The organism is Chryseolinea soli (genome assembly GCF_003589925.1).
In the GTDB taxonomy this organism is placed as follows: domain Bacteria; phylum Bacteroidota; class Bacteroidia; order Cytophagales; family Cyclobacteriaceae; genus Chryseolinea; species Chryseolinea soli.
The window spans coordinates 5,863,979-5,879,270 of the sequence record NZ_CP032382.1 but is presented as its reverse complement, the minus strand read 5'-3'; the positions used below and the strand labels follow the sequence as shown (position 1 = coordinate 5,879,270).

The following is a 15,292-nucleotide window of genomic DNA, read 5'->3' as shown; positions in this document are numbered from 1 at the left end:
GGTTGTGCTAAGAAGAGAATCGTGACGCGTTACGAGTGACTGGATACATCACTTGACCGCAATCAACAAGCGATAAGCGCCTGACAATAATGTGTGTGCGCAAACAATAAAGTAGATACAGAAATTGCTTGATCTAAGCGTGGTCGAGATATTCTGACGGAGTTTTGCCGTATTCCTCCTTAAAACAACGCGTGAAATAAGACGCTGAATTGAATCCCACTTCAAAGGCAATTTCTGATAAGGTGAGTTTATGTCCATCCATCAGTTTGATGGCCTGTTTCATTCGTACCATTTTGATGAATTCAACGATAGACTTTCCGGTCAGCGCTTTGATTTTCCTGTAAACCTGCATCCTGCTCAAGTTGAAAACAGCCGCCATGGAATCGACGCTGAGTTGCGAATCCTGCAAGTTGCCCGCGACATAGTCAATAGCCTTTTGCAGAAATGCCTGGTCTAAAGAATTCGTCGTCGCTTTTCCGGGGGTCAAATAAACGTCGTGACTGAATCGCGCATACAACTTTCGCCGGGAGTTGATCATCTGGCGGACGTGTTCGATCAGGCACCGCATGTTGAATGGCTTTGACAAGTACAAATCAGCTCCGTTCTTTATCCCGTTGATCTGGTCTTCTATGGTTGCTTTTGCGGTAAGGAGGACAAAAGGAATATGGCTCGTGTTCAAGTCGGACTTAATGGCATTGCAAAACTCTATGCCATCTTTTTTCGGCATCATGATATCGCTGATGATAAGATCCGGATTTTCACTTAACGCGACTTCCAAGCCCTCCTCTCCGTCTCTTGCCTCAAGCACTGAAAATTCCCTTTGCAGCTCGGCAACGAGGTATGCTCTTAACTCGAAATTATCCTCCACAATCAATATTTCCGGCTTGTCCATACCGTTGCCAAAATCCTGATGTTCCTCAGCCGTTGGTGGGATCGCAACTTCTTCGTGATCTTTAATATAGATGACGTCCGGAATGGCTACCACGTTCCCATCCAATTCGTAAGCATTCGAGCAGATGGGCAGTAAAATGGTAAAGACGGTTGCCTGATCAGGCGTACTTTCTACCGTGATGGTCCCGCGGTGAAGTTCGACGAGCGCCTTGGTCAATGACAGCCCAATTCCCGTTCCTGGAGTCGAAATTTTTGCGGAGGACTTCGCTTGATAGAATTTTTCAAAAATGCGGGGAAGTTCCTCCGGTAGTATTCCAATCCCATTGTCTTCTATCATTAACTCTACACATCGACAAAGCGTACCATCGGAAATAACCGAATGGCTGGTCTTTATTTGCAACTTGATCTCCCCTCCATCGGCGGTAAATTTGAAAGCATTTGAAAGAATGTTGAAGATTACGCTCTCCAATTTATCACGGTCAAACCATCCCATAATGACGGGCTCCTCGCAGCTTACGGAAAAGTGTATTCTCCGCTTCGTCGCCATTTCATTGAAAGCGGAACAGGATTCTGCAATGAACTGAACTACCTCACTGTGTTGAACTTTCAATTTAAGATTTCCGACCTCAAGCTTGTTAAAATCCAAAAATTCGTTGACCAGTCTTTTCATTCTGTCGGCGTTCTTATAGGCCGCAAAAATCCTTTCCCGAAACACAGACGGAACTTCGTTAGATCCCATTAAACTTTCGAGCGGAATTAAAACCAAACTTAAGGGCGTTCTGAACTCATGCGCGATGTTCGTAAAAAATTGCGTCTTCGACTCGCTCAATTCATGTTCCTGCTCGCGTTTCAGTTTCTCGATGGTGATCTCGTTTCTCATCTTCAATCTCTCCACCCTGATCTTGATCAGCGCATAAATAAACACCATACCAATCGAAATGTAGATACAAAACGCCCACCACGTTTTCCAAAAAACCGGACGAATGGTTATCGCTAGTTCCAATGGCTTATCCACCCAGACACCGTCTCGATTTGCGGCCTTGACGACAAACACATAGGTGTCCGGATCGAGGTTGGTGTAAGTAGCACTACGGCTAAGTCTCGTACAATTCCAGTCCTTGTCAAATCCTTCAAGCTTATAGTAGTAAGTATAGTTTGCTGACGGGCTGTACCCAAGGGCAACAAAGTCAATCACGAACGACCTCTGATCGTAAGACAGGTCCAGTTTCGAAGTTAGGCTGATGTGTTTTTTCAGCGGCGAATCAGCGCCAGGTTTGATTGATTGATTATTGATTTTCAGATCAGCTAAAACGACTGTTCCGGAGGCGGATGTTGTGCGGATGCTGTCGGGGAAGAAACTGTCGAAGCCATTGCTGCTTCCAAACAAAAATTTTCCGGTTGATGTCTGCAGCGCAGCCTTGGGCAGAAAATTATTTGACTTCAATCCATCGTCGCGCGTGTAATTTATAAAAGTGTTTGTCCTTGTATCAAATTTAGAAAGCCCCGTGTTGCCACCTGACCAGACATTGCCATGCTTGTCGATCAGAATAGACCGGATAGCATTGTCGGTGGTTCCCCTCGCCATCTCATAAGACAAGAATTGTGTACTGTTCTTTTTCTTAAGCTTTAAACCTTCTGTTGTTCCAATCCATAAATCGTGGCTGTTCTTATCTTCCACGATGGCCTGAATCTGCGACCCTTTAATGCTCCCCATCCTGTTTTCAAAAATGTGCTGCCGGCATGTAAATGAATTTCCTGACTTCCTCTTTAGCTCATATAACCCGTATAACGTTCCGATCCAGAATGTTCCTTCCGAGTCTTCAACAATATCTGAAATATAGGCCGTGTTCGGAATATGCGTAGGCTGATCGTATTCTGTTGCACTGACAAACTTGTCAGTTTTTTTATCGTAGAAGAAAAGCCCACTTCCCCACGTTCCTGCCCAAACCGTTCCCATCTTGTCTTCGTACAGGCAAAAAACCTGATCATTACCGAATCCTTTTGATCGAAGAGAATAGTAAACCAATTGATTGCTCTGCGGATTTATCCGGATAACTCCCTTACCGGCAGTGCCGAGCCACAATTGGTCATCTCTGCAAGAAATTACGGAGGTCACATCCTTGTTGTTCAATTGGCGATTGATCTGAACGGCAGATTCAACCTGGTTACTATTAAAATCAATTTTGCCAAGACCATGACCATAGAAGGCCATCCACAGGTTTCCCTGGCTGTCTTCAGCAAAACTCCTTACTTCATTATTTTCGAAAGCGTTTCTTCCCAATGATTTTTCCTTTGTCTCGAACTTCTTCCGGGTATTGTCCAGCACGAATACACCATCACTGAAGGTCCCGATCCAGATCAGCCCGAGATCGTCAGCATAAATGGAGTGAATCGAATTCGTGGGTAAGCGTTTTGGATTACCTTCTTCGCCAAGCAAACGATGAACGTTATTGGTTTTCAGGTCAATCCGATTAAACCCCGAACTCTCACCCCCTACCAGGATATTTCCGTTGTGATCGATACTTAACGCAAGGATGGCATTTGAACTATTGCCCAGTGCGTCGCGTGACAATAGTTCCTCGAAGGCGTAATGCCTGCCCTTCGAGATCAAACGGGTGATCTGGCCCGTTGTGGTTGCTATCAATATGTCGCCGGACTTTTCCGGAACGATCGTACCGATGTGAGCATTCGAAAACCGCTGAAGCGCTCCCAAAGGAAGACGCCTATTCGTTCTCACATCATATAACAAGAGTCCCCCCCTGCTACCGCACCACATCGTATCTCCCCGCTTTACCAGTACCGTTATAAAATTAGTTGACGGTATCACGCCGTCTTGGGGAGGATCGGTAATGTAGGAGAACTCCATTTTTGCAGGATCATATATATTGATACCGCCCTCATGCGTGCCGATCCAAAGCCGGCCCTGCGAATCGAATTCGAGATCAGTAATGTATCGGTTATTCAGATAATTGTGATTCGCTTTAATGGAATCAACGGTTATGAAATTATCCAATTCACGATTGTAGATGCACAATCCCTGCGCCGTGCCTACCCATAGGCGTTTGTCGTCACCTTCCAAAATAGTGTTAATCGTACTATTCGCAACGGAGGTCCGGTCATCCGGGTCGTGAACATATCGATAAGCATTGCTGCCATCGTACCGGATCAACGCATCGTCCGTTCCAAACCACATGTAGCCCTTGCTGTCTTTGTAAACACACCGGATAGAAGCATTGGACAATGCCTCGGGGGCAACGGGGATGAAGGAAGGCGATAACTCCTGACCAGACGCTGAAAGCGCGCATGCAAGAAGGGCCATCACCAATGGATATAAAAACATGGTGACGCTTACCACCTTCAAGAAAGAGATGCATTTCTGAAATTTTTTGCTGCTCTTTTTTACCATGAGAAAGCTCTTTTTTGGTTGCATCAATGAACCATTTAAATGCACGAAGCCAACTTCATTCAACTTTAAAACCAGCGAAACTTATAGTCAATTTGACTATAAGCAGGACCGTAAGAACGGCCATGTAGGCGGTGTTGCTTTGCCGTTCTACATGGATTGCAAACGATTGTGTAAAAATAAATGTATTCTTTACATTTACAAGCACCTAGCCCAATAACAAGATTTTTTTTAGCGGTTGATCAATTCAACGTGCCGTTTTAAGCGTTTAAACACGTATCCACAGTTCTTTCAAGAGCTCCCGGCGGCGAAGAATGCATCGGTACGTGATGCCACAAAATCATTGCTCTTTATCGAATCGTGTTTCTCTGCCCGCCGGCGGCTTGGTTCATTTTACATCATTTGATCTTTTCCGGCGTCAGCATATACACACCGCCGGCTCGGGTATCTATATCATACAATTTTGTTTCAGAAAGTTGAGGTAATTGTACCGTCGCCGATGCAGAGATTAGCGGCGACGGGGTTTGCTCAACACGGAAGAACGGATTTTGATTTTCGCCAGTGGGTTGTTTCACGATCCTCCCTTTGGTCAGCTTCATATCATTAGGCACCCGGATCCGGAGATTTCCCCCGAGGTTCGACTTAATAATGGCTTTCACCAGCTTGCCATCTTGCCACTGGAGTTCAACTATTTCAAAACCGCCGCGTGCGAGCAGCCCATTGACCTTACCCTTTCTCCACACCTCCGGCAAAGCCGGGAGCAGATGAATTTCGCCAGTGGCACTTTGTACCAACATCTCTGCAATTCCAGACGTGCAGCCAAAATTGCCATCAATCTGAAAGGGAGGGTGCGCGTCGAACAAATTATTGTAGGTGCCTCCTCCGCCTTCGTTAGTACCCACCGGCGTAAGCTGATTCTGAATAAGCTTATAAGCATGGTTTCCGTCCAACATGCGAGCCCACCAGTTCACTTTCCAACCCATGCTCCACCCAGTAGAAATATCTCCCCGTTGAATTAATGTATTCCTTGCCGCCGAGGACAATTGTGGGGTGCGGTAGGGCGAGATCTGATTCGATGGGAACAATCCGTACAAGTGAGAGATGTGACGGTGTTTGTCATCGGGGTCGTCGATATCATCCAGCCATTCCTGCAATTGGCCGTGCTGACCGATATGCATGGGTGGCAAACGTTCACGCATTCGCCGCAGCGTATCGGCAAATGATCTATCGCGATCTAAAATTTCGGCAGCACGTATTGCCGTACTAAAAACATCGAATACGATCTGGTTGTCCATGGTGGTTCCAGCGTCGAGCGAAGATCCTTCATGTGCTTTCGGTGCATTCTCCGGTGACATGCCCGGATTGACCACCAGCCAATGGTAGCGCGGATGCTCCACCAGGAAATCCACATAAAAAAGCGCAGCGCCTTTCAATACCGGGTATGCTGATCCGAGAAATTTTACATCTCCGTGGTAGAGATAATGCTCCCATAAATGCTGGCTGGTCCATCCACCGCCGGCCGTCCATGCGCCCCAGAAAGCACCGTCAACCGCTCCTGTCGTACGCCAGATGTCGGTGTTGTGATGCGCCATCCATCCCCGGGAGCCATACATCACGCGTGCCGTTTGCTGGCCCGACTCCGCCAGTTCGCTGACCATCTTTAAGAAGGGCTCATGCAGTTCAGCAAGATTGGTTTTTTCCGCCGGCCAGTAATTCATTTCGGCATTGATGTTGATCGTGTACTTGCTATCCCACGGTGGCCTCATTCGACTATTCCATATGCCCTGCAGGTTGGCGGGCTGACCACCCGGTTGTGAAGAAGAAATCAACAGGTAGCGTCCATATTGAAAGTAAAGCGTCACTAAATCAGGATCGGGTTCCGCGTTGAAGCGTTTCAATCGCTCGTCTGTCGGGAGTTTGGCTGACGCGGTTGTACCAAGGTCGAGTTTTACACGGTCAAAATATTTCTGGTATGCTTTCACGTGTGCGTTCTTCATCGCTTCATAGGGCTTCGGAAATGCCTGGTCCATGGCGTTCACCGCTCTCTCTTTTTCATTGGCCGTGATGTCGTGATAATTATTGAAGTTCGTGGCAATCGAGATGTACACAGTCACAGCGTCAGCCGCCTTCACGACCACGGAGGTATCCATAGTCGTCAATGTTCCACCCTCCGGCTTGAACCGCACCAGTCCCAAAAATTTTACTTTGCCTTCAACGCCTTCATGATCAATCGTGGTACCCTGAATGGTCAACTCTCCCTTGGGCGATGTCGTCATCGTAGCCTTAGGCTGCTGTGTCGATAATGAAGCCACGAACGAAACGCTTTTGCTTTGGTTTGCGGTCAGGCGTATGACGATGACCCGATCAACCAGCGAAGCGAACGTCTCGCGGGTATAGACAACATTTCCGACCCGGTAACGCGTAATGCTCTTGGCGTTTTCGATGTCGAGCTCCCGGTAGTAGTCCGCATAATCGGTATGACCATCAAATCGCAAATGCAGATTCGCCACGGGTTCAAACATTTGACCGTGTGATTTTTTGCTGATGATGGATTTGTCTGCAAGCTTTTCAGCCTCCTTTTGTTTGCCATCGAGAATGAGTTGCCTGATTTCCGGCAATGAAGCCAAAGCGTCGGGGTTATCATTTCGGTTGGGACTACCGCTCCAAACCGTATGCTCGTTCAGTTGAATGATCTCTTCATTCACATTCCCATATACCATGGCACCCAACCGACCGTTGCCAATGGGCAGTGCATTCTCCCATGTATCACCAGCGGGTTTGTTATACCATAATCTCAACCCGGTCTGCTGAGAAGCGGCCGGGATAATGATGGCTTGAAGAAGGATGACGAAGAATAATCTCATAATGGCTTTACTTTCTATTCTCATATTGACGTCACTTATTTGAACAACACCTGAGCGAAGTTATACAGATTGTTTCGCCACACCGGCCAGGTATGCCCACCCGGATATTCGCTGTAGGCATATTTGATTCCCATCTCATCAAATTTTTGCATCATGATCTTGCAGTTATCGTGTGCGATATCCTCCTTCCCTCCCATCGCGATCCAAAAGCTCTTCACGTTGCGATTAATGGAAGCTGCGTTGTTTTTCATAAAGTCGTATTGCGGTTGAGAAAGATTGGGTTGGTTGGCCCACCACCCGGAACTGAAGACGCCCAGGTATGAAAACATGTCTGTGTTCCTCACACCGGTGTGGAGCGTTTGTAATCCCCCCATCGACAAGCCTGCGAGGGCACGGCCATTGGGATCTTTTGTCACGCGAAAATTATTTTCCACAAACGGGATCACGGCCTGCTTCAATTCGTTTTCAAACATGCGCAACGACTGCTCACCAAAATTGGCAATGCCCCCGGTACCCATGTTACCATCTACCATTACGACGATCATAGGCTTCGCTTTATTTTCAGCGATGAGATTGTCCAGGATCAGGTCTGTTTTTCCCTGCGTTGCCCAACCGCGTTCGTCCTCGCCGCCGCCGTGGAGAATATACAACACGGGATATTTCCCACTTGCGTTCACATCGTATCCTGGCGGTGTGTACACATACATTTTGCGCCAGGTGCCGGTAACTGTCGAGTAATACCGCTTCATTCGAACATCCCCATGCGGAACATTTTTCTCGGCATAGAAATCATCACCTTCAAATGGCATTTCAAATCCGCTTGCCATGCGACCCATTCCATAAAAGGTTTCGCTGGCCGGATCTGCAACAGCAACACCGTCGATGATCAATGAGTAGTAATGAAACCCCGGTGATATGGAGTCGGTGGTAACCTCCCACATTCCGCTCGCATCCTTCACCATATCATACTTCTTGGCGAGATCAATTTGTACGTTCTGAGCCTCCGGAGCCTTTACCCGGAATAGTGCTCGGCTTCCACCGACTATACGCGGGTACCGGGCCGACCGCACATTCGTAGATACCGCGGCGCCCAGCACGGTGTAACGCGGAAAGCGATCAGGATTAACGGGCTTGAATAGCAGCTGCGAAAACATGTACAAGTCATTCTTCCAGACCTTAAAATCGTGACCTCCTGGCTCTACGTAGAAGATGTGGGGCACATGGCTTTGCTGTAAGTAATCATGGGTACGCTGACTGAACAGCATGAGGTTGTCGTCCAGTCCGCATGAGATCCAGAGCAGTTTCAGTTTCGATTTGGCAACAGCAGGGTCAGGAACAAGGGCGTCCGGCGCTTTTGTATTCGGCGCCGAGGAGAAGCCTCCCACCCAGGCGAAGGTATCAAGATTGCCCAGGCCAAAATTGAGCGACTGCCCACCTCCCATCGACAACCCGGCAACGGCCCGCTGCACCCTGTCTTTGTAGACGGGATAATTCTTTTCAATAAACGGGATCAGATCGTTCAACAGATCCTTTTCGAACGTAGCGAATGCTTTTACTTTTAAACTGTCAAAGACATTTCCGGTTGCCCGGTCGTCCTTCATGGCTCTTCCATTGGGCAGCACAACGATCATCGGCTCCAGTTTGTTCTGCGCGTACAGGTTATCCAGGATGATTTGTGGTGCACCGCCATTCAGCCACTCTTTCTCATCTCCTCCGATCCCGTGTAAAAGGTATAACACGGGATACTTTTTCTTCTTGGAATAGCCCGGCGGTGTATAGATGAGGGTCTTTCGCGTAACCCCCACGGTCTTCGAGGGATACCTCACGGTATCGATCTTTCCATGAGGAGCATTGGCTTGAAATACATCAAAGCCAGCAGGTGCTTGCAGGTTTGATGGCTGAGCATGTGTAACAGAGTGAAGGGTCGTAAAGATCAAGAGGATCAGCATCAGACTTTTCATAGTGCGTATTGACAATGTTTGGTCGGTCATTTTGGGTATTGGTTCTTAAAACTTTTTTTGCAAACTGCCTGCAAGGAAAAGCTTGTTCCTTCTTGAGTTCACAGATTTCAATTACAGGAGGTCAAAAACTTACCACTTTGCTGTAGGCGTTCTTCCTTTTAAGATTCTGATCAAACAACAATGGATAATCCTTTCTGCCCCGAACCGGAAAATTATCCAGCCAGGAGCCTCGATCACTTATATTCCAAAAGGTTACACCCGATAAAAACTGCTTATACTTTCTGAACAATTCGAAGCACATGCGATAGGTTTCCGCTTGTTTCTGTTCTTTATTCGGTGTGAATTCCGTGTTGCTATCTTGCGCCGTCTTCGGGCGGGCATTGTGTTCCTTCGGATAGACTGAAATGTCCAGTTCGGTGATCTGAATTTTTAGTCCCGCCCCGGCAAAGCGGGATAAGGTCGCGTCAAGTTGTTCGGCAGAGGGTTCGCTGATGGCCCAGTGGCCCTGCAAACCCACGCCGTGAATCGGCACACCCGCTTGTTTTAATCCTGTCACCAACTTGAATATTTTTTCGCGCTTGACCGGATCGATCTCGTTGTAGTCGTTGTAAAACAGTTGAGCATCCGGGTCGGCTTGATGGGCGTATTGAAATGCTTTTGCGATAAACTCCTCGCCACAGATCTTATACCACGCCGACTTGCGATAGAGTTCACCGGGCGTATCGGAGACGGCCTCATTGACAACATCCCAGGCATAAACCTTCCCCTTATAGCGCGAGACCACGGTCGTAATATGATCCTTCAAACGCTGTAACAATACCTCTTTGGTTACGGTGTCGCCCCTTGCATCCACAAACATCCAACTGGGCGTTTGATTGTGCCAGCATAGCGTGTGGCCACGCACCTTCATCCTGTTGCGCTGTGCAAAAGCGACGATAGAATCGGCATCGGCCCAGAAATACTCCTGCTCTTTGGGATGTATCGGTCCCATTTTCATGGCGTTCTCGGGCGTGAGACTATTGAACTCACGCCTGATCAATGGCGCATCGTCATTAAGCAACGCTCGCGGTGAAACCGCTACGCCCATCGGAAAGTAATCTTTATAATAATCCTTCAATCCTTTGTCATCCGCGGCAAAGGATGACAAAGTCTGGATGGTCCCATCATCGTTATAAGTCAGTTCGGTGACCTTGATGTTGCGCAAATGTGTCTTGCCCGACAACTGCACATCATGATAGAACAGATACCATTTTCCCTTGAATTCAATTATGGAATGATGGTTCGTCCAGCCCGCGACTGGCTTTAACAGTATGCCTTTATAGACAAAGGGACCGTACGGTGAGTCACCCATCGCATAACAAATGTTGTGGGTGTCGCCGGTGGAATACGAGAAATAATACTTGCCTTTGTATTTGTGCATCCAGGCTGCTTCAAAAAATCGCTTATCATTCTGCTTTTCCGTGAACAGTTTCTGGGTTCCATCCACGATGGCAATTTCTCCAACTTCACCGTAAAAACTCTTCATGTCCTTCGACAGTTTTGCTATGCGCGGCAACACGGCTTCTTCATCTGCCTTTCTTAACGCCCCCTTGGCGTTGTATTTATTATCATCCCACCGTTGTAATTGCCCTCCCCAGATGCCGCCGAAATACATGTAAAAGGAACCATCGTCGTCTTTGAATACACAGGGATCAATACTATAGCTTCCGGCAATCGGTTTTTTTTCAGCAACAAAAGGGCCTTCGGGATTCTTGCTGGTCGCCACACCGATGTGAAATACTCCGTCCTTATCCTTTGCCGGAAAGTACAGGTAATAGGTATTGTTGGCATAGGCAGCGTCGGGCGCCCAAAGTTGACGGCCCACCCACGGAATATTTTTAATGTCGAGCGCAACGCCATGGTCGGTCACCTTTCCACCCATGAAGTCCATTGACAATACGTGATAGTCTTTCATATCGAAATGGCCACCTTCGTCATCCTCTGCCGTATTGCTTTCGATGTCGTGTGAGGGATAAATGTATATTCTCCCGTTAAAAACATGTGCCGATGGATCGGCTGTGAATAGGTGACTCACCAACGGGTCGGTTGCAAATTTCTGCGCATTCGCGGTCAACATTGGAACGATCAAGAGCATCGCGAGGCTCACGAGTGTCTTCATATCAAGATATTGGTTATAGCGTGAGTGATCATCATTTTTGTTTGAGAACATTTGAACCCATCTTTTGCTGACTCACATATTCCATCGCTTCATCCGCCCATTGTGAAACTGTTTTAATCCCGACGCCCATTATGCCCGCAACCTCGCGGTTGTTAAAGCCACAACTCAGTATCAGGAAGAGCACCTCCTGGTGAAGGGGTGTAAGCTTTCCAATAGTTTGCTGAACGCCTGGCTCAAAAGTTTGCCTCAAATGCTCGTCACCGGAGACGTGCAGATCCGAGGTAGAAATCGCTTGACGAAGCATTTTTCGAAACTCCGTGAAAAGAGATACCTGAATTGAACGGTCGGCATAAAATTGGCCACGACGCTTGATTTGGACAAATAGCTCCACCAGGGCCTCCTTCACCGCATCACGATCTTTGGAGAATTGCATACCATAACTAAAAAGCTCTTGCACAAACCGGTCATAAATCTGCTGCGCCGAGACCGTCTCGCGTCGGCCAAATAGTTTTTTTCGAACTTCGAGCAAGCTATCCACTATGGGCAGCACCCGACCAGAATAAAATTCTAACGAAGTTGCCATGACTGAAAGGAGTTTATTTCATTAATCCAAATGATCCCCTGCGTCCCGACTGACGGTTGTGTATTCGTTGGACAACAAGCCATATTATAGTCATTTTGACTATAAGCAGAGGCGTGAAAAGCCTACCTATTGATATGTTGTTTCCTAATGGATTCATCGACTAATAGCGCAGCGCAATCGGTTGTGTAAAAATAAATGTATTTCCTACATTTACAAGGCCCTTAGGTTTGGGCTACTAATCCTTCTGTAATAAATAACTCTCTATCAACATCTTAGTGGCCTTAAACGCGTTTCAAAATTGGCCAAAACCTCGTTTCCATTTTTACGAATCTTGAAAAAGACAACGATGTTCAGACTCGCCGCCTTTCAAGAATTCACTTGAATTTTTTAGATGGGAGTTCGTATACGGATTGATACTTAAGCGGAGTATTTCACTCGCTGTCTATCAGGATTGAGAGACTTCTGTATCGGAAAATAGACGCCCGAAGATCGTGAGCGACTCGCCCTACCGTAAGACCTTTTCAAAAAGCAACTGATAATCCCGCAGCGAGTCTATAGCCACTCCAATCGAGGCTTACCTTATTTCGGGAATTGTCCTGAAGAAACAGTTCGTTGTTGTCAACTAATTTTTGCTTGCCTTTGATGACATTAAGATTAAACCCTGCGCTAAGGTTGGCACTCAGTGGACCAACGATACGTTTAGCGATCATCACACCGGGTTCAATGAAAAGGTTCGCTGATTGAAATTTAACATTGTCAGTGTCTCTTTCATTGTTGAGTTCAGAAAAAATTTCCAGATCATAACGACCAATAGCGGTCCCGAGCTTGCCGGTAAAATATACGGGCCACTTCGTGTGGGTGTTGGCATTTAACAACACGTCGCACCGGGCTGCGGCTGTCCAGGCCCTTGTCAGTTGTTTGCATTTGATTTCCCCTGAATAGTCGCGATAATCCATCTGCCCACCTGTCGACATAAATCCAATGGCGCCACCGATGCTCACCCGGTCGGTTACCTCCCCGGTTAAGGAAAGCTCGTAGAACCAGAAAGCTGGAAACGACTCCATGATCTTCACATCAATCGGAAATTGTGCTTTAAGCTCCAATTGATGTGCCTTCATATCCTGCATGTCGAATCCCGCAAACCCGGTAGAAAAAGATGCGTGAAGTTGCGCGAAGCCATAGCCCGGAAAAATGATTACTACGATGAGAAAAATATGTTTCATCACTTAACTTGAATATAGTTTCCTCTGTATATCAATATGTCGCCAATCATATAGAAGTCGCCGGGCGCGGCGTTGTCTGCAACCGGGATGGCCCTGGTTACTCCCGTTTCGATGTTAACGGTGTATGGGTTCGATGGGGGTGCATTGCGTGTCCAGAACATGTTTTTTGTTCGAACGTCGTACAAACCGTTCCAAGAAAAAGTAGACACAGGAGGATTGATCGATCGGATCAAAGCGAACGTATTGGTGTCGTAGAACTTGATCTGGTTGCCGTCACGAAACATCATTTCATCACTATTATCCTGCCGGAATCCGATAAACGTTCCTGGTCCGCTGAACGATCCAATCAATTGTGACGTGCCGCCCGAAATTTTAAAAACGCGATTGTTGTTCGCCCAGATATATCTGCCATCTTCGGAAATGACGGCGCTCAATTTGGTTGTGGTGCTGCTTTCAGCAAATACGCTCGTGCCTCCTGCGGGATCAACGGCTCTCGTTACATATAGCGGTGGCTTATCGCCTGAAGGTAAATGTATGGGAGGCCGATCGTAGTCAATGCATATGAGTCCATTGCTTGCCACGGAATAGGGCGACGAGTCGAGATAATCATATTCGTAGGATGCTTCCGAACCATCCTCGAGTTTTAATCTGAAAATATTATCAGCCGCAAACGCAGCGGTCGTACTGTAGACGTAGTTGCCCGGGTAGGGCATTCGCCAGCTTGTGCTCCTTAATGTCGCGATCGTCCTTACAGGTTGGAACTGCTCATTTAACTCCACCAGATTATTGTCGGCATCAACAGCAACAAGTCTATTCAAGTAGGCATTGAACCTGATCTTGCCGACGGCTGCAAAAGGCAAAGGCTTACCCAGTTTGCAAGTACTCCAGGTAGAATAAGCCGGGAAGCCTTCCGCTTTTGACCGGACGACAAACCCCACAACGGCCTCTTCGCCAAAACGGATTGACGACAATTTATCGGTGAACGTTGAATCGTTGACATCGGTCAATACGGTGATATCCTTTCCACCACTATGAGCGAATTCATATCCCTTGAACGTTCCGTAAAGTTTGGTCGGCTTCCACTTGTATGTGAATGTAGAATCCGATGTGTTAAAAGAAAAACGAAAGTCGATCGGGTCTACCCGATCGATAGGTGCCGAAGTCACTTTCCCGATTTCACTTACGACTGAAACCGTATAGGTGACCGGCGCGGCGAGCCCGCCCGCGTAACTCTCGTCCCGCCAACTGACGGTCTGTTTGTCCTTGATCTCAAAACTTTGCGTCGCTCCACTCGGCAACTCTCGCGTAATCAAATAAGATTGAAAGTTTGGCTTGGTGTAGGCCGGCCATTGTACGGTGAGAAATCCATCTACAATATCAAGCGTAGGCACGGGTTGGAGAGGCGGACTCAAGTCAACCCTGGCAATCCATTTTAGGGTGATCTTGAATTTTTCGGAACCGACCGCTTCGGCCAGGCTTCCCGTTCCGGACCCCGTGATCAGCTCAAGCGTTAGGGCAAAAGTGCCGTCGCTCAACTGGCGCTTCTCCATCGTAAAGGAGCCGGTCGTACCATTGGATACCTTCTCCCCATCCAGAGAAAGGGTCGCAGATTCAACCTTGCCGTGCGTTCCGCTCAATGAAAAGTTGAACGTCGTGGAGCCAAAGAGATCGATGGTATCTCCCGGGTTGTAGTTTCCAAGATCTACAATCGTAATACTCCCCCCTACTGTAGATGGATCCGGTTTTGCTAAATCCTTGAAATACTCTTCATCAGCATCAAAGACACATGCGGAGAGCAAAAATACTCATCGGCATGACGAGCGCACAAAGGCGAAGGAACAGGCAACGATACATGTCTAAAAAGTTCGCAACATACTTCTTTTTTCCGACCGAAAGTCAGGCAAACGCAGTGACGATCTACTCGGGAACAAAATTGGTGTAGTGAATACTGTACTATTTTGCTACTCGGTCCGATACAACTCACTGTCTATCAACATTGAGAATATTTTGGTTTGGAACTGATTTTTGGAAGACGCTCAAAATCAAGTCGATGCAAAAATCGACAAGGCAAAAATTGGGTGTGCGTTTACCGATCAAATATTAACAAAATAAGCTGTACTCGCGCCTCGGGTAATAGTCCCCTGCTCGTCTAAGCAACAAGGCCACTTTCTTTCCGATCCTCTAAATACAATAAATATTTATTGTTTAT

At 47.3% G+C, this 15,292-nt stretch carries 6 protein-coding genes and 2 pseudogenes; all 8 read right to left on the bottom strand.

Annotation, left to right across the window (positions count from 1 at the left end; all coding sequences use genetic code 11):
* Window positions 1-133: 133 nt before the first annotated feature.
* The 8 genes and pseudogenes from D4L85_RS24700 to D4L85_RS24665 all read right to left on the bottom strand — a co-directional run bounded on the left by D4L85_RS24700 (window position 134) and on the right by D4L85_RS24665 (window position 14,882).
* Window positions 134-4,297 (bottom strand): hybrid sensor histidine kinase/response regulator transcription factor, encoded by a 4,164-nt coding sequence (locus tag D4L85_RS24700; protein ID WP_160143980.1) that lies wholly within the window; start codon window positions 4,295-4,297, stop codon window positions 134-136.
* A 395-nt stretch (window positions 4,298-4,692) separates the two neighbouring features.
* Window positions 4,693-7,158, bottom strand: coding sequence for a glycoside hydrolase family 95 protein (locus D4L85_RS24695; RefSeq protein WP_119758931.1), 2,466 nt, complete (start codon window positions 7,156-7,158; stop codon window positions 4,693-4,695).
* Between the two features lie 35 nt (window positions 7,159-7,193).
* The gene (locus tag D4L85_RS24690) at window positions 7,194-9,119 is read right to left on the bottom strand and encodes an alpha/beta hydrolase-fold protein (protein WP_119756820.1); all 1,926 of its coding nucleotides are present in this window, start codon (window positions 9,117-9,119) and stop codon (window positions 7,194-7,196) included.
* 121 nt (window positions 9,120-9,240) lie between these two features.
* Window positions 9,241-10,176: pseudogene (locus D4L85_RS34840) on the bottom strand (endo-1,4-beta-xylanase); the annotation flags it as partial.
* Window positions 10,177-10,260: 84 nt separating this feature from the next.
* A pseudogene (locus D4L85_RS34835) lies at window positions 10,261-11,253 on the bottom strand (glycoside hydrolase family 43 protein); the annotation flags it as partial.
* Window positions 11,254-11,308: 55 nt separating this feature from the next.
* A complete protein-coding gene (locus D4L85_RS24680) occupies window positions 11,309-11,860 on the bottom strand; it encodes an RNA polymerase sigma factor (protein WP_119756819.1) in 552 nt (183 codons plus the stop codon).
* 521 nt (window positions 11,861-12,381) lie between these two features.
* Window positions 12,382-13,083, bottom strand: coding sequence for a hypothetical protein (locus D4L85_RS24670; protein WP_119756817.1), 702 nt, complete (start codon window positions 13,081-13,083; stop codon window positions 12,382-12,384).
* Window positions 13,083-14,882 carry a hypothetical protein gene (locus D4L85_RS24665; protein ID WP_160143979.1) on the bottom strand — a complete coding sequence of 600 codons (1,800 nt, stop codon included), beginning with the start codon at window positions 14,880-14,882 and terminating at the stop codon, window positions 13,083-13,085. Before D4L85_RS24665 ends, D4L85_RS24670 begins: the two co-directional genes overlap by 1 nt.
* Between the last annotated feature and the right edge of the window lie 410 nt (window positions 14,883-15,292).